A 24,912-nucleotide genomic window follows, 5' to 3' on the forward strand; every position below is an offset into this window, starting at 1 on the left:
AACAACGCCACCTCGACCGCGAACAGAGCACACTGCGTGAACTCCGTCGCGTCCAGCACCCCGTCGCCATCGGTGAAGACCACCTCACGCAACGACCGCTCCAACAGACCGTCGAAGCCCGCGCACACCTCGTCGAAAGCGTCCGCGAACACAGGGAAGGCCTCATACAACTCCCGGCCCATCCCCACCCGCTGACTGCCCTGACCCGAGAACAGCACCGCCAACCGACCCGGCACCACCTGCCCCCGCACCACACCCGCGGACTCACCGCCCGCGGCCAGCACCCCCAAGCCGTTCAGCCCGTCCAGCACGACGGCCCGGTGCTCGAACACCGACCGCGCCGACACCAACGACCAACCCACATCAACGGAAACCGCATCCGTGCTCTCACCCACGAACGCCGCCAGTCGCCCAGCCTGCGCCCGAAGCGCCGCCTCGGACTTCCCCGACACCACCCACGGCACCACCACCGGCGAGTGCTCGCTGGTGGGTTCCTCTTCGACAGCTGGAGCCTGCTCCAGGATCACGTGCGCGTTGGTGCCGCTGATACCGAACGACGACACACCCGCCCTGCGAGGTGCCTCACCCTCAGGCCACGGAGCCACCTCGGTCAGCAGCTCGACGGCACCAGCGGACCAGTCCACCTGCGGGGAAGGCTCATCGACGTGCAGGGTGCGGGGCAGCGTGCCATGGTGCATCGCCAGCACCATCTTCATCACACCAGCGACACCCGCCGCGGCCTGGGTGTGCCCGATGTTCGACTTGACGGAGCCGAGCCGCAGCGGCCGGTCCTCCGGGCGATCCCGTCCGTAGGTGGCCAGCAGCGCCTGCGCCTCGATCGGGTCACCCAGCTTCGTCCCCGTACCGTGCGCCTCCACCGCATCGACCTCGGCGGCGGACAACCCCGCATTGGCCAGCGCGGCCCGGATCACCCGCTGCTGCGACGGACCGTTCGGCGCCGTCAGACCATTGCTCGCACCATCCTGATTGACAGCCGAACCCCGCACGACCGCCAGCACCCGGTGCCCATTGCGCCGCGCGTCCGACAGCCGCTCCAGCAACAGCACGCCGATGCCCTCGGCGAGCCCCATGCCGTCAGCGTTCGCGCCGAACGCCTTGCAGCGGCCGTCGGCGGCGAGGCCGCGCTGGCGGCTGAAGGCGATGAAGGCACTGGGCGTGGGCATGACGGCGACACCACCGGCCAGCGCCAGCGAGCACTCCCCCTGGCGCAGCGACTGGGCCGCCAGGTGCAGGGCCACCAGCGACGACGAGCACGCCGTGTCCACCGTCACCGCGGGGCCCTCGAACCCGAACGTGTAGGACACGCGGCCGGACACGACGCTGGCCGCGTTGCCCGTCATCAGGTGGCCTTCGGTGCCCTCGGGCGCCTCGTGGACGCGCGGCCCGTACTCCTGGTAGTTGACGCCCATGAAGACACCGGTGCGGCTGCCGCGCAGGGACGTGACGGGCACGCCGACGCGTTCGAAGGCCTCCCAGGAGGTCTCCAGCAGCAGGCGCTGCTGCGGGTCCGTAGCCTCCGCCTCGCGCGGCGAGATGCCGAAGAACGCGGGGTCGAAGCAGGCGGCGTCGTAGAGGAAACCGCCCTCGCGCACGTAAGTCTTGCCGGGGGCGTCGGGGTCGGGGTCGTAGAGGCCCTCGATGTCCCAGCCGCGGTCGGTGGGCAGACCGCCGATCGCGTCGTCCTCGGACAAGACGAGCTGCCACAGTTCCTCGGGGGAGGTCACTCCGCCCGGGTAGCGGCAGCTCATCGCGACGATCGCGATCGGGTCGTCGTCGGCCGGCCGGGCCTCGGTGGTGGCGCCTGAGAGGGAGACCGCGGTGCCGTCCGGAGCCGTTGCCGCCGCCGCGCCGAGGAGCTGCTCCTGGATGTATTCGGTCAGGACGGCACTGTTGGGGTAGTCGAAGATCAGGGTGGCGGGCAGTCGCAGGCCGGTGGCCGTGTTCAGGCGGTTCCGCAGTTCCACGGCGGTCAGGGAATCGAATCCGAGCTCCTTGAAGGCGCGTCCGGAGTCGAGTGTGCTCGTGTCGGCGTGGCCCAGGACGGCCGCGACCTGCTCGTGGACGAGGTCGAGGAGGGCGTGTGCGCGCTCGCCGGGCGTCAGGCCGGCCAGCCGCTGCCGCAGCGGTGCGGCCGGGTCGGTGTCCGGGTCGGCGCCGTGCGCTGCGCCGGCGGTGCTCTCCTGGCGGAGGCGGCGGGCCTCGGCGAGATCGTCCAGGAGCGGGCTGGGGCGCGCGGAGGTGAAGACCGGGAGGAAGGTGTCCCAGTCCATGTCGGCGATCGCCAGGTGAGTCTGGTCGTGGTCGAGTGTCTGCTGCAGCGCGGCGATGCCGAGGTCGATGTCCATGAAGCGCAGGCCGCGGCGGCGCAACTGGTCCAGGTCGAGGGCCTCGGGGGCGTTGTCGCCGACCGCGTTCCACACGCCCCAGGCCACGGAGGTGGCGGTCAGGCCGTTGGCCCGGCGGCGTTCGGCGAGTGCGTCGAGGTAGGCGTTGGCCGCCGCGTAGGCGCCGTGGTCGCCGACGCCCCAGACGGAGGAGACGGAGGAGAACAGGACGAACGCGTCGAGCGGGGTGTCGCCCAGCAGCGCGTCGAGGTGCGCCGCGCCCGCCGCCTTGGCGTTCATGACGTCGGCGAACTCCGCCACCGTCGTCTCGGCGAGACCGGCCAGGTCGATGTGGGCGGCGGCGTGGATGACGGCGCTGAGGGGGCAGTCCTCGGGTACGGAGGCGAGGACGCCGGCCACGGCGTCGCGGTCCGCCATGTCGCAGGCGGTGACGGTGACTCGGGTGCCGAGCTCGGCGAGTTCGGCGACCAGGGCGTCCGCGCCGGGCGCGGCGGGTCCACGGCGGCTCGTCAGGATCAGGTGCTCGGCGCCGTTGCGGGCCAGCCACCGGGCCAGGTGGGTGCCGAGGGCGCCGGTGCCGCCGGTGACGAGGACGGTGCCGCGGGGCTTCCAGGTGCGGCCGGGGCGGCTGTCGCCCAGCGGCGCGGGCTCCAGGCGTCGCAGCATGACACCGGAGGCGCGGACGGCCACCTGGTCCTCCGCGTCGGCGCCCGTGAGGACGCCGGCGAGCCGGGTGCGGGCCCGCCCGTCGAGGGTGCCCGGCAGGTCGACCAGGCCACCCCAGGTGTCCGGGTACTCCACGGCGGCGACCCTGCCCACGCCCCACACGGTGGCCTGCGCCAGGCTGGTGAGGGGGTCGGCGGTGCCGGTGGACACCGCGCCCCGCGTGGCGGACCACAGCCGGGCGCCGGTGCCGAGGTCGCCCAGGGCCTGGATCAGGCTCAGGGTGAGGACCAGGCCGGTGCCGGCGACGGGGTGTTCCGGGTAGGGGGTCTCGTCCAGCGCGAGCAGCGACAGGACACCGGACGGCGTGTGGTCCGCGGTGGCCGCGCGCAGCCGTTCGGCCAGTACGGCCCGGTCCGCTTCGTTCCCGTCCAGGGTGAGGGTCACGACCTCGGCGCCGTGCTCCTCAAGAGCCAGCCGTGCATCCGCCACCAGCGGATCGTCGGTGCACGCGCCCGGGGTGACGAGGAGCCAGGTTCCGGACAGCGAGGGGGCGGCCGTGCCGCTCGTGCGGCGCCAGGCGGTGGCGTAGCGCCACGCGTCGACGGTCGACTCCGAGCGCCGGCGGCGGCGCCACTGGGCCAGGGCGGGCAGGACGGCGTCGAACGATTCCTGCTGTTCGGCGGAGTCGAGACGGAGCGTGGCTGCCAGCGCTTCGGCGTCCTCTCGCTCGACCGCGTCCCAGAAGATGGCGTCCGTGCGGTCGCCGTCCGCCATGCCCTGAGCGAGCGGCTGCGAGGTCGCGGACTCCAGCCAGTAGCGCCGGTGCTGGAAGGCGTAGGTGGGCAGCTCGACCTGGCGGGCGCCGGTCCCCTGGAACAGGATCGCCCAGTCGACGGTCGCACCGCCGACGAAGGCCTCCGCCGCCGACGTGACGAACCGCCCCGGGCCGCCTTCGCCTCGGCGCAGTGAACCCACCGCCGTGACGGGGGTGTCGGTGTGTTCCTCGGCGGTCTGCTCGACGCCCATCGTCAGCACCGGGTGGGCGCTGGACTCCACGAACAGACGGAAGCCGTCGTCCAGCAGAGCACGGACGGTGTCGGCGAAACGGACCGTCTGACGCAGGTTGCGGTACCAGTACTCCGCGTTCAGGACACTGGTGTCCAGGACACCGCCCGTCACGGTCGAGTAGAAGGGCACGGTCGCGGCCCGGGGACTGATGTCCGCCAGGTCCCGCAGGAGGACGTCCTCGATCTCCTCCACGTGCGCGCAGTGCGAGGCGTAGTCCACCGCCACACGACGGGTCCGCACGCCGTCCGCCTCACACGACGCCAGCAGCTCGTCCAGGGCGTCCGCGTCACCGGACACGACCACCACAGCGGGGCCGTTGACCGCCGCCACCGACAGACGACCGTCCCAAGCGGAAAGACGCTCCCGCACGGCTTCGACACCGAGGGAGACGGAGACCATGCCGCCCCGACCCGACAGAGCCCGGATCGCCTTGCTGCGCAGCGCCACCACCTTCGCCGCGTCCTGGACCGACAGCGCACCCGCCACACACGCGGCGGCGATCTCACCCTGCGAATGACCGATCACCGCAGCCGGCTCCACGCCCACCGACCGCCAGACCTCGGCAAGGGACACCATCACAGCCCACAGCACCGGCTGCACCACGTCGACCTGATCCAGCCAGGCATCACTACCGGCGTCACGGACGAGATCGGTCAGCGACCAGTCCACGTAGGGCGTGAGCGCCGCCGCGCACTCGGCCATGCGCTCCGCGAACACCGGTGAGGAGTGGAGCAGTTCGGCCGCCATGCCGGCCCACTGCGAGCCCTGCCCGGGGAAGACGAAGGCGACGCCGATGCCACGCCGGACGGTGCCCTCGACGAGGGCGGTGGTGCCGCGGCCGGCGAGGTACGCCTGGAGCTCCCGCACCGCTGCCGTGGGGTCGGGGGCCAGGACGACCGCGCGGTGGTCGAAGGCGGTCCGCGTGGTGGCGAGCGAGAGGCCGGTGTCGGAGCCGGTCGTCTCGGGGTGGCCGCCGACGTGCTCCAGGAGACTTTCCGCCTGGGCGCGCAGGGCCGTGGCGGACTTCGCCGACAGTACCCAGGGGATGGTCGGCGAGACCACGGGTGCCGGGGCGGTGTCCGGGTCTTCCTGGTCGGTGTCGGCCTGCGGGGCGGGGGGCTCTTCGACGATCGCGTGTGCGTTGGTGCCACTGATGCCGAAGGAAGAGACACCGAACCGCCGAGGCTCCTCGCCCTCCGGCCACGGCGTGGCCTCGGTGAGCAGTTCGACGGTGCCGGAGGACCAGTCCACGTGCGGGGAGGGCTCGTCGACGTGCAGGGTGCGGGGCAGCAGCCCGTGCCGCATCGCCAGCACCATCTTCATCACGCCGGCCACGCCCGCGGCCGCCTGTGTGTGTCCGATGTTGGACTTCACGGAGCCGAGCAGCAGCGGCTTGTCGGCGGTGTGTTCGCTGCCGTACGTCGCCAGCAGCGCCTGCGCTTCGATGGGGTCGCCGAGCTTCGTGCCGGTACCGTGCGCCTCCACGGCGGCGACCTGGTCGGCCGTGAGTCCGGCGTCCTTCAGGGCGGCCCGGATCACGCGCTGCTGGGAGGGTCCGTTGGGTGCGGACAGTCCGCTGCTGGCGCCGTCCTGGTTGATGGCCGTACCTCGGACGACGGCCAGCACGGGGTGCCCGTTGCGGCGGGCGTCGGAGAGGCGTTCCAGGAGGAGCATGCCGGCGCCCTCGGCGGGGCCGAAGCCGTCCGCCGCGGCGGCGAAGGGCTTGCAGCGGCCGTCTCGGGCGAGTCCGCGCTGGCGGCTGAAGCCGATGAAGGTGCCGGGGGTGGCCATAACCGTGACGCCGCCGGCCAGGGCGAGGGAGCATTCGCCACGGCGCAGGGCCTGCGCGGCGAGGTGCAGGGCGACCAGGGAGGAGGAGCAGGCCGTGTCCACGGTGACGGCGGGGCCCTCGAGTCCGAGGGTGTAGGCGACGCGGCCGGACACCACGCTGATGGCGCTGCCGGTCACCAGGTGGCCCTCGACGCCGTCGGCCGCCTGGTGGACGCGGGGGCCGTAGTCGGGGGCGACGGCGCCGGCGAACACGCCGGCCTGGCTTCCCTTCAGTGAGGCCGGGTCGATGCCCGCGCGCTCGATGGCCTCCCAGGCGGTCTCCAGCAGCAGGCGCTGCTGCGGGTCCATCGCGGTCGCCTCGCGGGGCGAGATGCCGAAGAAGTCGGCGTCGAAGTCGCCGGCCTCGTGGAGGAAGCCGCCCTCGCGGGCGTAGGTGGTGCCCGGTCGGTCGGGGTCGGGGTCGTACACGGCGTCGGTGTCCCAGCCGCGGTCGGCGGGGAACGGTGTGATGGCGTCCTCCTCGCCGGACACCAGCCGCCACAGGTCCTCGGGGGTGCGCACGCCGCCGGGGAAGCGGCAGCCCATCCCGACGATCGCGATCGGCTCGTGGGCCGCCGCCTCCACTTCCTGCAAGCGGCTGCGGGTCTGATGCAGATCGGCCGTGACCCGCCGGAGGTAACCGAGGAGCTTTTCTTGTTCCGACATCAGGACCTCACGAGCTCGGGAAGCTGGGCGTTCGGGAAGAAGGACGGGGCGGAACCCGGAGGGCTCACGAGGCGGTACGAACCCGCGACGGACACGGCGGACCCGGCGGACCCGAGGAACCCGACGGAAGCTGCCGACGCGGCGTCGGCAGCCGACACGATGGGCCCGTCGTCCGCGTGGGTGGAGGCGTTCACGGCAGTGATCACGCGGACCCGAACTCCTCCGACGAGCCGAACTCCTGGTCGATGAAGGCGAACAGTTCGTCCGCCTCGGCGCTCTCCAGGTGTTCGGCGACGGTGTCGCCGTCGGCGGACGACGCTCCGCCGGGAGCCGGGGGCTCGGCCGGTTCCGCGGCGCCTTCCGCACCGTCGCCCCAGGAGGAGACCGTGGACAGGAGGTTCCTGAGACGGTCGGTGACCAGCTCGCGTGCCACGGTGTCGCCGCCGGCGGCACCGAGCACCGCGGCCTCCAGCCGTTCGAGTTCGGCGGCCAGGACGGAGTCCTCCGTGGCGGGCGCCGCGGCGGGCGCGATCTCCTCGTCCAGGTGTCCGGCGAGGGCCTCGGGGGTCGGGTAGTCGAAGATCAGCGTGGCCGGCAGTCGCAGTCCGGTGGCCGCGTTGAGCCGGTTGCGCAGTTCCACGGCGGTGAGGGAGTCGAAGCCGAGTTCGAGGAAGCCCCGGTCGGCCACGACGGACACGGCCGAGCCGTGCCCGAGCACGGTGGCTCCGTGCTCCTGGACCAGTCGCAGCAGCGTTCGCCGCCGCTCCGCCGGGGCGAGCCCGGCCAGGCGCTGCGCCAGCGACGGCTCGTCGGAGTGCCGCTGTTCCCGGGCCAGTGCGCGCCGGGCCGGCGCCTGGCGGTGCACCAGGCCGCGCAGCACGGCCGGCAGCGGGGTGGCGCCCTGTGCGGCCTGGTCGGTCAGTGCCGCGGTGTCCAGGCGGGCAGGCACCACGACGGCCTCCGCCAGGCCCCCCGCCGCGTCGAGGAGTGCCAGGCCTTCCTCCGAGGAGAAGGGCATCAGGCCGCCGCGGGCCATGCGGGAGAGATCCGTCCGGTTCAGGTGACCGGTCATGCCGGTGTTTTCGCCCCACAGGCCCCAGGCCAGGGACAGCGCGGGCAGGCCCATGGCGTGGCGGTGCTGTGCGAGGGCGTCCAGGAAGGTGTTGGACGCGGCGTAGTTCGCCTGGCCCGCGGAGCCGAAGACGCCCGCGGTCGAGGAGAACAGGGCGAAGAGGGTGAGGTCGAAGCGGCGTGTCAGCTCGTGCAGGTGCCAGGCCGCTTCCGCCTTGGCGTGCAGGACGGCTTCGACGCGTTCCGGGGTCAGGGCGGCCACCGTTCCGTCGTCCAGGATGCCCGCGGCGTGCACCACGCCGGTCAGGCCGTGCCCGTCGGGCAGGCCGGAGAGCAGCGCGGACAGCGCGTCACGGTCGGCCACGTCGCAGGCGGCGATCCGTGCCGAGGCGCCCAGCGAGGCCAGTTCCCGCTGGAGTTCCGGCATGCCTTCGGCGGCGGCCCCGCGGCGGCTGACCAGCAGCAGGCTGCGTACGCCGTGCTGTTCCACCAGGTGCCGGGCGACGAGTCTGCCGAGGGTGCCGGCGGCGCCGGTGACCAGCACCGTGCCGTCGGGGTCCGGTGCGGCGGCGGGCACGCTGAGCACCAGCTTGCCGACGTGCCGTGCCTGGCTCATGAACCGGAAGGCCTCCGGCGCCCGGCGGACGTCCCACACGCGGGTGGGCAGCAGCCGCAGCAGACCCCGCGCGAAGAGGTCCATGACCTCCGCCAGCATCGTCCCGATCCGTTCGGGTCCGGCCTCCCCGAGGTCGAAGGCCCGGTAGGTGATCCCCGGACGGCCGGCCGCGACGGCCGTGGCGTCACGCACGTCCGTCTTGCCCATCTCGACGAATCGGCCGCCGTCGCGCAGCAGCCCCAGGGAGGCGTCGACGAACTCCCCGGCCAGGGAGTTGAGGACGACGTCCACCCCGCCCGTGCCCGAGGTGGCGCCGAAGCGCCGCGCGAACTCCAGTGTGCGCGAGGACGCCAGGTGCGCGTCGTCCACGCCGAGCGCCCGCACCGCCTCCCACTTGGCCGGGCCGGCGGTGGCGAACACCTCGACGTCCCAGGCCCGTGCGAGCTGTACCGCCGCCATGCCGACCCCGCCGGCGGCGGAGTGCACCAGCAACGACTCGCCGGAGCGTACGCCGGCCAGCTCCCGCAGCGCGTACAGCGCGGTCACGTAGACCACGGGGACCGACGCAGCCTCGGTGAACGACCAGCCGTCCGGCACCCGGGCCAGCATCCGCTGGTCCGCCACGACCAGCGGGCCGAAGCCGCCGGACCAGATGCCCAGCACCCGGTCGCCCACGGCGAAGGACGAGACTCCGGGCCCGGTGGCCACGACCACGCCCGCTCCCTCCCCGCCCATCAGGGCCGGGTCGGGGTACATCCCCAGGGCGAGGAGCACGTCGCGGAAGTTCAGTCCGGCGGCACGGACGGCGATACGTACCTCGTGCTCGCCGAGTTCACGGGTCGCGTCCGGCGCCGGCCGCAGCCGCAGGCCCTCCAGCGTGCCGTCCTCGGCGGCCGTCAGTCTCCAGGCCCGTACGCCGTCCTCAGGTGTCAGCACTCCGTCGGCGGCCCCGCCGGCCAGCCGCGGCACCCGCGCCCGGCCGTCACGCACGGCCAACTGCGGTTCCCCCGTCAGCACGGCCTCGTACAGGGCGGCGAGCGTCTCCTCCGCGTCGTCCACGTCCAGCAGCACGAAGCGGCCCGGGTGCTCGGCCTGCGCGGACCGCACCAGACCCCAGGCGGCAGCCGCCGGCAGGTCGGCCGGTGCCTCCCCGGCATCCACGGCCAGTGCTCTCCGGGTCACCAGCACCAGCCGCGCCCCGTCGAGCCCGTCCGTCGCCAGCCAGGTCTGCACCAGGTCCAGCGTCCGGTGCGTGAGGTCCCGGGTGGCGGTCACGACGTCGGCCGCGGCGTCCGACACGAGGCTCACGAAGACCAGGTCGGGGGTGCCTGAACCGGAGGCCGGCTGTTCGGCGAGCGCCGCCAGCTCGGTGTGCTCCTCGAGGGCCCGGCCCGCCGTCTTCAGCGCGCCGAGCAGGCCGGTGGTGTCCGGCCCGACGACGGCACAGCGGCCGTTCGCGGCCACCGGGCCGTGTTCGGCCACGGGTAGCGGTGCCCAGTTCACTCGGTACAGCGCGTCGTTCACCCCGCCCGGTGCCGCCGCCACGACCTGCCGGCCGGTGACCTCACGTGTCACGAGGGCGTCCGCGGAGGCGACCGCCGTCCCCGCCGCGTCGGTGACCAGCACCGCCAGTCCGTCGGCTCCGGCCGGCGAGAGCCGTACCCGCAGCGCCGTGGCACCCGTCGCGTAGAGCGACATTCCGCGCCACACGAACGGCAGCCGGATGTTCCCGGAGTCCCGCTCCGCGTCCGTCAGCCATGCGTGCAGTGCCGAGTCCAGCAGGGCGGGGTGCACCCCGTACCGGCCCGCTTCCTCGGCCGCTTCCTCCGGCAGTGCCACCTCGGCGAACACCTCGTCGCCGCGTCGCCAGGCGGCGCCCAGACCCCGGAAAGTCGGCCCGTACGCCAGTCCCGTGTCCGCCAGCCGCTCGTAGAGCCCGGTGAAATCCACCGGCTCGGCGCCCGTAGGCGGCCATACGCTCAGCTCCGCGTCGGTGCCCTGGTCGAGTCCGCCTCCGGAGGCGAGGACACCCGAGGCGTGCCGTGTCCATGCCCCGTCGGGAACGCCGTCAGGGCGGGAGTAGACGCCGAGTTCCCGTCGTCCACCGTCTCCGGGTCCTTCCAGCGTCACGTGCACGGAGACGGCGCCGTCCTGGGGAAGCACCAACGGCGCCTCCAGCGTCAGCTCCTCGACCCGGTCACAACCGACCGCGTCCCCCGCACGCAACGCCAACTCAACGAACGCCGTCCCCGGCAGCAACGCCACCCCGGCCACCGCATGATCAGCCAGCCACCCATGCGAACGCAACGACAACCGACCCGTCAACAACACCCCACCCGAAGCCGGCAACGACACCGCCGCACCCAACAACGGATGATCAGCAGACGCCAACCCCACCGACCTCACATCACCCGCACCCACCGCCTCCGACTCCAACCAGAAACGCTGACGCTGGAAGGCATACGTGGGCAGATCGACCCGGCGGGCACCCGTACCCCTGAACACTCCCGCCCAGTCGACGGCCGCACCGCCGACGAACGCCTCCGCGACAGAGGTCAGGAAACGCGTAAGGCCGCCCTCGCCGCGGCGCAGCGAACCCACCGCCGTGACAGGTGTGTTGATGTGTTCCTCGGCCGTCTGCTCGACGCCCATCGTCAGCACCGGGTGGGCGCTGGACTCCACGAACAGACGGAAACCGTCGTCCAGAAGCACACGCAGGGTGTCGGCGAAACGGACCGTCTGACGCAGATTGCGATACCAGTAACCCGCGTCCAAGGACGACGTGTCCAGGACCCCGGCGGTGACCGTGGAGTAGAACGGCACCGTGGACGGCTGGGGACTGATCGCGGCCAACTCCCGCAGGAGAACGTCCTCGATCTCCTCCACGTGCGCACAGTGCGAGGCGTAATCCACCGCCACACGACGAGCCCGCACACCCTCCGCCTCACAGGCCGCCAGCAACTCGTCAAGGGCGTCCGCATCACCGGACACGACCACCACAGCCGGACCGTTGACCGCCGCCACCGACAGACGACCCCCCCAAGCCGACAGACGCTCACCGACCTCGTCAGCACTCAGGGATACGGAGACCATGCCACCCCGCCCGGACAGAGCCCGGATCGCCTTGCTACGCAGCGCCACCACCTTCGCCGCATCCTGCAACGACAGCGCACCCGCCACACACGCGGCAGCGATCTCCCCCTGCGAATGACCGATCACCGCAGCCGGCTCGACACCGTGGGAACGCCAGACCTCGGCCAGCGACACCATCACAGCCCACAACACCGGCTGCACCACATCAACCTGCCCCAGCCAGGCATCACCACCGGCGTCACGGACGAGATCGGTCAACGACCAGTCCACGAACGGCTCCAGAGCTGCCGCGCACTCCCCCATCCGCTCCGCGAACACCGGCGAGGACTCCAACAGCTCAGCGGCCATCCCGGCCCACTGCGAACCCTGCCCCGGGAACACGAACACCGTCTGACCACGGGAGCCTGCGACGCCACGCACCACACCTGGCAGCACGCGTCCGTCCGCCAACGCCTTCAGGCCGTCGCCGAGTTGCTTCCGGTCGTCGGCAAGGACCACGGCCCGGTGCTCGAACACGGACCGCGTCGTCACCAGCGACAGCCCGACGTCCGCGGAAGACAGGTCCGTCCGGTCCCGGACGAACGAGGCCAGCCGTTCGGCCTGCGACTCCAGCGCACTCTCCGAGCGACCGGACACCACCCACGGCACCACGACCGGCGGCTCGGCGGCCGCAGCCGGCTCCTCCGTCGAGGGCGAAACCGATGGTGCCTGTTCCAGCACGGCGTGGGCGTTCGTCCCGCTCATGCCGAAGGAGGAGACGCCGGCTCGGCGCGGTCGTCCCGTCTCCGGCCACGGCACGTCCTCCGTCAGCAGCCGCACCGTTCCGGAGGACCAGTCGACGTGCGGGGAGGGCTCGTCCAGGTGGAGCGTGCGCGGCAGCACCCCGTGCTGCATGGCGAGCACCATCTTGATCACACCCGCGACCCCGGCTGCGGCTTGCGTGTGCCCGATGTTCGACTTGATCGAGCCGAGCCACAGCGGCTGGTCCTGCGGCCGGTCCTGGCCGTACGTCGCCAGCAGGGCCTGCGCCTCGATCGGGTCGCCCAGCTTCGTGCCCGTACCATGCGCCTCGACCACGTCGACCTCGGCCGCCGGCACCCGGGCGTTGCTCAGCGCGGCCCTGATCACCCGCTGCTGCGACGGACCGTTCGGCGCTGTCAGGCCATTGCTCGCACCGTCCTGGTTGATGGCCGTGCCACGAATGACGGCCAGCACCTGGTGTCCGTTGCGCCGGGCATCCGACAGCCGCTCCAGCAGGAGCACGCCCACGCCCTCGGCCGGTCCGAAACCGTCGGCCGCGGCGGAGAACGGCTTGCAGCGGCCGTCGGCTGCCAGTCCTCGCTGGCGGCTGAAGCCGACGAACGTCCACGGCGTGGACATGATCGCGGAGCCACCGGCCAGGGCCAGCGGGCACTCGCCCTGCCGCAGCGACTGCACGGCCATGTGCAGGGCCACCAGCGAGGACGAGCAGGCCGTGTCGACGGCCACGGCGGGGCCTTCGAAACCGAAGGCGTAGGCGAGGCGGCCGGAGGTGACGCTCAAGGCGTTGCCGGTGACCAGGTAACCCTCGACGCCGTTCGAGGGGTCGTGGGCGCCGGTGCCGTAGCCGTGTGTGCCCGCACCCACGAAGACCCCGGTCTCGCTGCCCTTCAGGGACGCAGGGTCGATACCTGCGCGTTCGAACGCCTCCCAGCCGGTCTCCAGGAGCAGCCGTTGCTGCGGGTCCATCGCGATCGCTTCACGCGGCGAGATCCCGAAGAACGCCGGGTCGAAACCGGCCGCGTCGGCCACGAAACCGCCGTGGCGCGTGTACGTCTTCCCCGGAGCCTCGGGGTCGGGGTCGTACAGGCCGTCCACGTCCCAGCCGCGGTCATCGGGGAAGCCGGAGATCGCGTCGCGGCCTTCGGTCAGCAGCTCCCACAGTTCTTCGGGCGACCGGACGCCGCCGGGCATCCGGCAGCTCATCGCGACGATGGCGATGGGCTCCTGGTCCGACGCGGCCCGGACGGCGGGCGTGGTGGCCGCGGCGGCGTCGTCCTGTCGTCCCAGGAGTTCGACGTAGAGGTGGTCCGCGAGGGCGACGGGTGTCGGGTGGTCGAAGACCAGGGTGGCCGACAGCCGGTGCCCGGTGACGGTGTTGAGCCGGTTGCGCAGTTGTATCGCGGTGAGGGAGTCGAAGCCGTGTTCCTTGAAGGAGACTTCGGGATCTACCTCGTCCGGTGTGGCATGCCCGAGCACGCCGGCGGCCTGGTCCTGCACCAGTCGCAGCAGGATACGGCGGCGTTCCGTCTCGCCGGCGCGAAGCAGGCTTCGACGCAGGGCGGATTCGTCCGCGTCCGTGCTCGCCTGGGCCGACGCACGCCGACGCACGTTGTTCCGGGGCGTGCTCTCGGCGGCGGTGCGGAGGGCGCGGTCGGTCACCGCCGACAGCTGCTCCGCTGACACGGGCCGCGTCACCAGGGCGTCCACGGTCGCGACCGGTGTTCCCGCCGTGTCGGCGAGCGCGACGGACCACCCGTCGGCCCCGGCCGGCGCGAGCCGCACCCGCAGTGTCGAGGCACCGGTCGCGAACAGCGACACCCCGCGCCACACGAACGGCAGACGCGTGTCCCCGGCGCCCTCACCGTCCAGCGCCACCGAGCCCAGCCCCGCCTGCAGGGCCGTGTCCAGCAGCACGGGGTGCAACCCGTACCCGCCCACGTCCGCTCGTTCCGCCGGCGGCAACGTCACCTCGGCGAAGACCTCGTCCCCGCGCCGCCAGGCCGCCTCCAGCCCACGGAACACCGAGCCGTAGGACACTCCGGTCTCTGCCAACCGGTCGTAGAAGCCGTCCAGGTCGATCGCCTGGGCGTCGGCGGGCGGCCACACGCTCAGCTCACCGTCCGTCACCTTTTCCTCGGTCACGGTACGGAGCACCATGGCAGCGTGCCGCGTCCAGGGCTCCTCCCCGGAGTCCTCGGTACGGGCGTACACCTCCGCGGAACGCGCACCGTTGCCGTCCGGTCCGTCAACGACCACCTGAACCTGTACGGCACCCCGCTCGGGCAGCGCCAGGGGCGCCTCGAGCGTCAGCTCCTCCACCCGGTCACAGCCGACCGCGTCTCCGGCACGCAACGCCAACTCCACGAAGACGGACGCCGGAAGCAGCGACGTACCCCGCACCGCATGGTCGGCCAACCAGGGGTGCGTGCGCAGCGACCACCGACCGGTCAACAACACCCCGTCCGTCGCAGGCAGCGCCACGGCCGCGCCCAGCAGGGGGTGATCGGCGGACGAGAGACCGGCCGACGTCACGTCACCCTGACGGGCGGTGGACGGTTCGATCCAGTAGTGCTGCTCTTGGAAGGCATACGTGGGCAGATCGACCCGGCGGGCACCCGTACCCGTGAACACTCCCGCCCAGTCGACGGCCGCACCGCCGACGAACGCCTCCGCGACAGAGGTCAGGAAACGCGTAAGGCCGCCTTCGCCGCGGCGCAGTGAACCCACCGCCGTGACAGGCGTGTTGATGTGCTCCTCGGCCGTCTGCTCGACGCCCATCGTCAGCACCGGATGCGCACTGGACTCCACGAACAGACGGAAACCGTCGTCCAGAAGCACACGCAGGGTGTCGGCGAAACGGACCGTCTGACGCAGATTGCGATACCAGTAACCCGCGTCCAGCGACGACGTGTCCAGGACCCCGGCAGTCACCGTCGAATAGAACGGCACCGTGGACGACTGCGGAGCGATACCCGCCAGGTCCCGCAGGAGAACGTCCTCGATCTCCTCCACGTGCGCACAATGCGAGGCGTAATCCACCGCCACACGACGAGCCCGAACACCCTCCGCCTCACAGGCCGCCAGCAAATCGTCCAAGGCGTCCGCATCACCGGACACAACCACCACAGCCGGACCGTTGACCGCCGCCACCGACAGACGACCACCCCAAGCCGACAGACGCTCACCGACCTCGTCAGCACTCAGGGATACGGAAACCATGCCACCCCGCCCGGACAGAGCCCGGATCGCCTTGCTACGCAGCGCCACCACCTTCGCCGCATCCTGGACCGACAGCGCACCCGCCACACACGCGGCAGCGATCTCACCCTGCGAATGACCGATCACCGCAGCCGGCTCGACACCATGGGAACGCCAGACCTCGGCCAGCGACACCATCACAGCCCACAACACCGGCTGCACCACATCAACCTGACCCAGCCAGGCATCACCACCGGCGTCACGGACAAGGTCAGTCAACGACCAGTCCACATACGGCTCCAGAGCTGCCGCGCACTCGGCCATCCGCTCCGCGAAGACGGGCGAGGACCCCAGCAGTTCGGCCGCCATACCGGCCCACTGCGCCCCCTGCCCCGGGAACACGAACACCGCACGGCCATCAGCACCGGCCGCACTCCCCCACACCACACCCGCGGACTCACGACCCTCGGCCAGCGCACCCAGACCGTCCGCACCGTCCAGGACCACGGCCCGATGCTCGAACACCGACCGCGTCGTCACCAACGACAACCCGACATCCGCCGGCGCGAGTTCGGCACTCACCGCGACGAACGACCTCAGTCGTTCGGCCTGCCCCCGCAGCGCGGCCTCGGACTTCGCCGACACCACCCACGGCACCACCACCGGCGTGACGCCGGTAGAGGACTCCGCGGCCGGCTCCTCCTCGACGACCGGAGCCTGTTCCAGGATCACGTGCGCGTTCGTCCCACTGACGCCGAAGGACGAAACGCCTGCCCGGCGTGCATGCCCGTTCTCGGGCCACGGGATCGAGTCCGTGAGCAGTTCGACGGCTCCGGCCGTCCAGTCGACGTGCGGGGTGGGCTCGTCGACGTGCAGCGTCTGCGGCAGCAGCCCGTGCCGCATCGCCAGCACCATCTTCATGATGCCCGCGACACCGGCCGCGGCCTGGGTGTGCCCGATGTTCGACTTGATCGAGCCGAGCCGCAGCGGCCGGTCCTCCGGACGGTCCTGGCCGTACGTCGCCAGCAGGGCCTGCGCCTCGATCGGGTCACCCAGCTTCGTGCCCGTACCGTGCGCCTCCACCACGTCGACCTCGGCCGCCGGCACTCCAGCGTTCGCCAGCGCGGCCCGGATCACCCGCTGCTGCGACGGACCGTTCGGCGCCGTCAGACCATTGCTCGCACCGTCCTGATTGACGGCCGAACCCCGGACGACGGCCAGCACCTGATGCCCGTTGCGCCGGGCGTCGGACAGCCGCTCCAGCAGCAGCATGCCCACGCCCTCACCCCAGCCGGTACCGTCCGCGCCGGCGGCGAACGCCTTGCACCGGCCGTCGGGAGCAAGCCCGCGCTGACGGCTGAACTCCACGAAGAGTTCCGGGGTGGACATCACGGTGACACCGCCTGCCAGCGCCAGGGAGCACTCACCCTGGCGCAGCGACTGGGCCGCGAGATGCAGGGCCACCAGTGACGACGAGCACGCCGTGTCCACCGTGACCGCAGGGCCTTCGAGTCCGAACGTGTAGGAGATGCGCCCGGAGACAACGCTGGCGGCGCTGCCGGTCACCAGGTGGCCTTCGACGTTCTCGGCGGACGCCTCGCGCAGGCTGCGGGCGTAGTCCTGTCCATTGCTGCCGATGAAGACGCCGGTGGGGCTGCCGTGCAGGAGCGTGCCGTCGATGCCGGCCCGTTCGAAGGCCTCCCAGGACGTCTCCAGCAGCAGGCGCTGCTGGGGATCCATCGTCGTCGCCTCGCGAGGCGAGATTCCGAAGAACTTCGGGTCGAAGGCACCGGCGTCGTCGAGGAACGCGCCCTCGCTGACATAGCTCTTGCCCGTCTCGTCCGGGTCGGAGTCGAAGAGGCCGTCGAGATCCCAACCGCGTCCGGCGGGAAAATCGGTCAGCACGTCGCGTCCATCGACCAGCAGGTCCCAGAGGGCCTCGGGTGTGCGTACGCCACCCGGGAAGCGGCAGCTCATCGCGACAACGGCGATCGGTTCGTCGTCCGTCACAGCCGTTGCGACGGGCGCCGATTCGCCGTCGCCGCTCAGCCCCAGCGCCTCCTTGCGCAGCACCCGGGCCAAGGCCCTCACCGTGGGGTGGTCGAACAGAAGGGTGGTCGAGAGCCGAAGGTCCGCGGCCGCGTTGAGCCGGTTGCGCAAGGTGACGGCTGCCAGGGAGTCGAAGCCCAGTTCCTTGAAAGCCCGATCGGCGTCCACCGTGTCCGCTCGACGGTGACCGAGCACGGCGGCGACATGCGAGCGCACGAAATCGAGCACCGCCCGCTCCTGCTCCGCAGTCCCCATCCCGGCAAGCCGCTGTCGCAACGTCCCGTCGGCCTGGGCGGTACGGTCGACCGCGGTGTCCGCAGCGCTGACCCGCGTCAGCTCTTGCAGCAGCTGTGACGTATGGGCGGTGGCCCTGACCTGAGCGAGGGTGTCCCAATCGACGTCCGCGACGAGCAGTGACGCCGCCATCGGATCATTGACGACCGCCTCCAACTCCGCGATCGCCAAGTCGGGGGCCATCGCGGGCAGACCGTGTCGTTCCCAACGATCCGCTACCGCACTGGCCATGCCGTCGTCGGCCCAGGGGCCCCACGCGATCGACGTCGCCGGCAGACCCTCAGCACACCGCGCCTCCGCCAACGCATCCAAATACGCGTTCGCCGCCGCGTAGTTGGCCTGCCCCGCCCCGCCCACCGTCGCCGAGAACGACGAGAACAACACGAACGCCGACAACCCCATACCCCGAGTCAGCTCATGCAGATGACGCGCACCCTCCGCCTTCGCCCGCAACACCGACTCGAACCGGCCCACCGACAAACCATCCAGCACACCGTCATCCAGCACACCAGCCGCATGCACCACCGCCGACAACGGCAACCCCGCCGGCACACACCCCAGCAACCCCTCCACCGCCGACCGCTCACCCACATCACACGCCACCACCGACAACCCCACACCAGCAGCAGCAAACTCCGCCCGCAACCCCTCCACACCCACAGCCCCAGACCCCCGACGCGAAGCCAGCACCACATGCTCCGCACCAGCACCCACCAGCCACCGAGCCACCCGACGACCCAAACCACCCGTGCCACCCGTCACCAGCACCGTCCCCGACACCCGCCAAGAACCAGCACCAACACCAGCAGCACCACCCGCACCACCGGCACGGATCACACGCCGCCCGAACACCCCCGCAGCACGAACAGCCACCTCACCCTCACCCGAGGCAAACACCCCCGCCAGACGCCCCACCAACCGGGCATCCACCACCCCAGGCAGATCAACCACACCGCCCCACCGCTCGGTGCCTTCGGTCGCAGCGACTCGTCCGAGACCCCAGACCTGCGACTGTTCAAGGTCGCTGACCCGCTCCGCCCCGGACACCGCCACCGCACCCCGGGTCACACACCACAACCGGGCATCGACATTCACGTCACCCAGAGCCTGCACCAGCCCCAGCGTGAGCGCGACGGACACCGGAACCGCACCGAACTCCACATCCCGGCCCGACGCCAAAGCCAGCAACGACACCACACCAGCAAACCCATCCGGCTCACCAGCCAGCACCCCACGCAACCGCCCGGCCACCACATCACGACCGTGCTCGCGCGCATCGAGTTCCAGCACCACAGGCCGCGCACCACACCGCGCCAGACCCGCGACACACTCATCCACCCACGCGTCACCAGCAGACCCAGCCGGCACCACCACCAGCCACGCCCCCGACAACACACCAGAACCCACCGCCACCGGAGACCACACCACCCGATAACGCCAGGTCTCCGAGTCCAGCGAGGCACTCAACTGGGGCTTGGTGGGCTGGATCCAGTACCGCTCTCGTTGGAAGGCGTAAGTGGGCAGGTCCACCAGCCGGGGACGGGACGGAGCGAGGAAACCAGCCCAGTCCACCGCATGGCCCCGGACGAACACCTCCGCCAGGGCCCGCACCATCGAGTCGGCCTCATCACGGTCCTTGCGCAGGACCGGAGCGAACAGCAGCTGTGGGGCGCATTCCGCGCCCATGCCGGACAGGACACCGTCCGGGCCGAGCTCGAGGACAGCCGTCACTCCGTGCTCGGCCAGATGCGTCACCCCGTCGGCGAAGCGCACCGCCTCCCGCACGTGCTGAACCCAGTACTCCGGATCGCACACCACAGCCGCATCCGCGAGTTCACCCGTCACGTTCGACAGGACCGCCAGCTTCGGCGCCTCATACGCCACCGACCGGGCGACCTCGCGGAACTCGGCCAGCATCGGCTCCATCAACGGCGAATGGAACGCATGCGAGACCCGCAGCCGACGCACCCGCCGCCCCTCACCCCGCCACAGCCCTTCCAACTCCGAGACTTCCGTCGCCGCACCGGAGACGACCACAGCAGTGGGGCCGTTGACCGCGGCGACATCCACACTCTCCCGGTCTGCCAGCGCAGCCCGGACCACCGACTCCTCAGCCTCCACCGCCAGCATCGCCCCACCCTCGGGCAACGCCTGCATCAACCGGCCACGCGCCGCCACCAGCACACACGCATCTTCGAGGGACCACACCCCGGCCACATACGCGGCAGCCAGCTCACCGATGGAATGCCCGCCCACCACATCAGGACGCACACCCCACGACGACACCAACCGGAACAACGCCACCTCGACCGCGAACAGAGCACACTGCGTGAACTCCGTCGCGTCCAGCACCCCGTCGCCATCGGTGAAGACCACCTCACGCAACGACCGCTCCAACAGACCGTCGAAGCCCGCGCACACCTCGTCGAAAGCGTCCGCGAACACCGGGAAGGCCTCATACAACTCCCGGCCCATCCCCACCCGCTGACTGCCCTGACCCGAGAACAGCACCGCCAGCCGGCCCGGCACCACCTGCCCCCGCACCACACCCGCGGACTCACCGCCCGCGGCCAGCACCCCCAAGCCGTTCAGCCCGTCCAGCACGACGGCCCGGTGCTCGAACACCGACCGCGCCGACACCAACGACCAACCCACATCCACCGGCGCAAACTCGGCCTGACGCACACACTCGGCCAGTCGCCCGGCCTGCGCCCGAAGCGCCGCCTCGGACTTCCCCGACACCACCCACGGCGCCACCACCGGCGTGACTCCGGAAGCGGACTCCGTAACCGGCTCCACCTCGACAGCTGGAGCCTGCTCCAGAACCACATGCGCGTTGGTGCCGCTGATGCCGAACGACGACACACCCGCCCGACGAGGTTCCTCACCCTCCGGCCACGGCATCGCATCCGTCAGCAGTTCGACGGCGCCCGACGACCAGTCCACGTGGGTCGACGGCTCGTCGATGTGCAGGGTGCGGGGCAGCGTGCCGTGCCGCATAGCCAGCACCATCTTCATCACACCAGCGACACCCGCCGCGGCCTGGGTGTGTCCGATGTTCGACTTGAGGGAGCCAAGCCGCAGCGGCCGGTCCTCCGGGCGATCCTGTCCGTAGGTGGCCAGCAGCGCCTGCGCCTCGATCGGGTCACCCAGCTTCGTCCCCGTACCGTGCGCCTCCACCGCATCGACCTCGGCGGCCGACAACCCGGCATTCGCCAGCGCGGCCCGGATCACCCGCTGCTGCGACGGACCGTTCGGCGCCGTCAGACCATTGCTCGCACCATCCTGATTGACAGCCGAACCCCGCACCACGGCCAGCACCCGGTGCCCGTTCCGCCGAGCGTCCGACAGCCGCTCCAGCACCAGCATCCCGGCACCTTCGGCCCAGCCGGTGCCGTCCGCGCCGGCGGCGAACGCCTTGCACCGGCCGTCCGAAGCAATGCCTTGCTGGCGGCCGAACTCCACGAAGATGCCGGGACTCGCCATGACGGTCACGCCACCGGCCAACGCCAACGAGCACTCCCCCTGCCGCAGCGACTGCACCGCCAGATGCAACGCCACCAGCGACGACGAACACGCCGTGTCCACCGTCACCGCGGGACCCTCGAACCCGAACGTGTACGAGATCCGCCCCGAAGCGGCACTGACGCTGCTTCCGGTGAGGAGGTACCCCTGGAGGCCGTCCGAGGCGTCATGCATGCGGGGGCCGTAGTCCTGAGACATCGCGCCGACGAAGACTCCCGTCTCGCGCGTCCCCTGACCGTCCAGCGCGATACCGGCCCGCTCGAACGCCTCCCAGGACGTCTCCAGCAGCAACCGCTGCTGCGGATCCATCGCCAACGCCTCACGCGGCGAGATACCGAAGAACCCGGGGTCGAAGTCGCCGGCGTCGTGGAGGAAACCACCCTCACGCGCGTATGTGGAGCCCGGCCGGCCCCGGTCCGGTGAATAGAGAGCGGACAGATCCCAGCCACGGTCCCTGGGGAACTCGCCGATGGCGTCGCCGTCGGACGCGATCAACTGCCACAGGTCTTCCGGCGATTGCACGCCACCCGGGAACCGGCAGCCCATTCCCACGATCGCGATGCGTTCGTCGTGGGCCACGGTGGCCCTTGACGGGGCGCTGTTCGACCGCTCCGCGCCGAGGAAGAGTGTCTTCAGGTGGCGCGCGAGGACTGCCGGGGTGGGGTAGTCGAACAGCGCGGTGGTCTGCAGCCGCAGGCCGGTCGTGGCATTCAGCCGGTTGCGGAACTCGACGGCTCCCAGTGAGTCGAAGCCCAGCTCCTTGAAGGTCCGTCCAGCGTCTACCGCGTCGGGCCCCTCGTAACCCAGTGTCGTGGCGACCTGGGTGCGAACGAGTTCCAGGAGGAGGTCCGCCTGTTCGTCCTCACCCAGTGCGGCCAGGCGTCGCCTGAGCGGTGACGTACTGGCCTCGATGGGCTCAGTCGCTCGCTCGGCCACCCGCTCGCTCCCACGGCCAGGCTCCGCGTCCAGCCAGTGGCGACGACGCTGGAAGGCATACGTGGGCAGATCGACCCGGCGGGCACCCGTACCCGTGAACACTCCCGCCCAGTCGACGGCAGCGCCGCCGACGAAGGCCTCCGCGGCAGAGGTCAGGAAACGCCCCAGACCACCTTCACCACGACGCAGCGAACCCACGGCCGTGACTGGGGTGTTGATGTGATCCTCGGCCGTCTGCTCGACGCCCATCGTCAGCACCGGATGCGCACTGGACTCCACGAACAGACGGAAACCGTCATCCAGGAGTGCACGCAGGGTGTCGGCGAAACGGACCGTCTGACGCAGATTGCGATACCAGTAACCCGCGTCCAAGGACGACGTGTCCAGGACCCCGGCAGTCACCGTCGAATAGAACGGCACCGTGGACGACTGCGGAGCGATACCCGCCAGGTCCCGCAGGAGAACGTCCTCGATCTCCTCCACGTGCGCGCAGTGCGAGGCGTAATCCACCGCCACACGACGAGCCCGAACACCCTCCGCCTCACAGGCCGCCAGCAACTCGTCCAAGGCGTCCGCATCACCGGAGACGACCACCACGGCCGGGCCGTTGACCGCCGCCACCGACAGACGACCACCCCAAGCAGCAAGACGCTCCCGCACGGCTTCCACACCGAGAGAGAGCGACACCATGCCGCCCCGCCCGGACAAAACCCGGATCGCCTTGCTGCGCAGCGCCACCACCTTCGCCGCGTCCTGCAACGACAGCGCACCCGCCACACACGCGGCCGCGATCTCACCCTGCGAATGACCGATCACCGCAGCCGGCTCAACACCATGGGAACGCCAGACCTCGGCCAGCGACACCATCACAGCCCACAACACCGGCTGCACCACATCAACCTGACCCAGCCAGGCATCACCACCGGCGTCACGGACGACATCGGTCAACGACCACTCAACGTAAGGCTCCAGAGCCGCCGCGCACTCACCCATCCGCACCGCGAACACGGGCGAGGACTCCAGCAGTTCGGCCGCCATACCGGCCCACTGCGCCCCCTGCCCCGGGAACACGAACACCGCACGGCCATCAGCACCGGCCGCACTCCCCCACACCACACCCGCGGACTCACGACCCTCGGCCAGCGCACCCAGACCGTCCGCACCGTCCAGGACCACGGCCCGATGCTCGAACACCGACCGCGTCGTCACCAACGACAACCCGACATCCACCGGCGACAGGTCCGCCCGGTCCCGGACGAACGAGGCCAGACGCCCGGCCTGCGCCCGCAACGCCGCCTCGGACTTCCCCGACACCACCCACGGCACCACCACCGGCGCGACACCCGAAGCGGACTCCGTCGCCGGCACCTCCTCGACAGCCGGAGCCTGCTCCAGAACCACGTGGCAGTTCGTCCCACCCACGCTGATGGCGCTGACTCCCGCGGTGCGGGGTCCGTCCGTGTCCGAGTCGACGTTCCAGGCCCGTGTCTCCGTCTGGACGCGCAGGTTGAGCGCGTCCAGCGGAATGTCGGGGTTCGGGGTGCGGTAGTTGAGGCTGGGGAAGAGTTCGCCGTGTTTCAGGCCGAGGGCCGTCTTGATGAAGCCGACGATGCCCGCGGCACCCTCCAGGTGGCCGACGTTCGTCTTGGCGGAGCCGACCAGCAGCGGTGCGCCGGTGCGGCGTGCGCTGCCCAGAACGGTGCCGAGGGCCGCGGCCTCGATCGGGTCGCCGGTCTTCGTGCCGGTGCCGTGGAGTTCGACGTACTGGACTAGGGAGGGGTCCACGCCGGCCTGCTGGTAGGCGCGGCGCAGCACGTCTTCCTGGGCGGCCTGGTGGGGAGTGGTGAGGTGGGTGCCGCCGCCGTCGTTGTTGACGGCGCTGCCGCGGATGACGCAGTACACGGGGTCGCCGTCGGCGAGGGCGACCGACAGGGGCTTGAGGACGACGGCGCCGCCGCCCTCACCCCGCACGTAGCCGTTGGCGCGGGCGTCGAAGGTGTAGCTGACGCCGTCGGGTGACAGGCCGCCGAACTTGGCGACGCTGACGCTGCTTTCGGGAGCCAGGATGAGGTTGACGCCGCCTGCGACGGCGACGGTGCTCTCGCCGCGGCGCAGGCTGTCGCAGGCCAGGTGGACGGCGACGAGGGAGGAGGCCTGGCCGGCGTCGAGGGTCAGGCTGGGGCCGCGCAGTCCGAGATGGTAGGAGACGCGGTTGGCGATGAGGCTGCGGTGCAGTCCGGTGAAGCTGTGCCGGTCGATGGCGTCGACGCCGCCCCGGTGCTGCAGCGTGGCGTAGTCGTCGGCGATGACACCCATGTAGACGCCGGTGTCGGTGGCGCGGAGGCGGTCCGGGACGATGCCCGCGTCCTCCAGGGCCTCCCAGGTCAGCTCCAGTACGAGGCGTTGCTGGGGGTCCATGGCGGCCGCTTCGCGGGGCGATATGCCGAAGAAGGCCGCGTCGAAGTGGTCGATGTGATCCTGGTTCAGGAAGCCGCCGCGCCTGGTGTGGACCGTGCCGGGCCGGTCGGTGTCCTCGTCGTCCAGTTCGTCGGCGTCCCAGCGCTCACGGGGTACGTCCGTGATGGCGTCGACGCCGTCGCGCAGCAGGTTCCGGAAGGCAGTGGGGTCGGGTGCTCCGGGGAGGCGGCAGGAGAGTCCGACGACGGCGATCGGAGCGTCCGCCGGGTGTGCGACGGCGGTCTCAGAACGCTTCATGAACATGACTCCCTGAACCAGGACGTGGAAGGCCGGGCGCGACAGGATGCCGCTCCC

At 71.3% G+C, this 24,912-nt stretch carries 3 protein-coding genes (1 of these 3 running past the window's edge); all 3 read right to left on the minus strand.

Annotated elements, in window-relative coordinates:
* Tightly spaced (each overlapping or abutting the next), the 3 genes in view from AC0VYN_RS21025 to AC0VYN_RS21035 form a layout consistent with a single transcriptional unit that may run on beyond the window.
* Positions 1–6,596, minus strand: partial view of a type I polyketide synthase gene (locus tag AC0VYN_RS21025; protein WP_475532212.1) — the start only. Its footprint begins 13,015 nt before the window's first position; only the first 6,596 of its 19,611 coding nucleotides appear in the window; its start codon is at positions 6,594–6,596; the stop codon falls past the left edge of the window.
* A complete protein-coding gene (locus AC0VYN_RS21030) occupies positions 6,596–6,802 on the minus strand; it encodes a hypothetical protein (protein ID WP_475532213.1) in 207 nt (68 codons plus the stop codon). The genes AC0VYN_RS21025 and AC0VYN_RS21030 overlap by 1 nt, the downstream gene beginning before the upstream one ends.
* A complete protein-coding gene (locus tag AC0VYN_RS21035; protein ID WP_475532214.1) occupies positions 6,799–24,855 on the minus strand; it encodes an SDR family NAD(P)-dependent oxidoreductase in 18,057 nt (6,018 codons plus the stop codon). The genes AC0VYN_RS21030 and AC0VYN_RS21035 overlap by 4 nt, the downstream gene beginning before the upstream one ends.
* Positions 24,856–24,912 lie beyond the last annotated feature (57 nt).

The sequence above is a fragment of the Streptomyces sp. 63XJN7_1_ISO-PGPR-S23-121 genome (genome assembly GCF_056173025.1).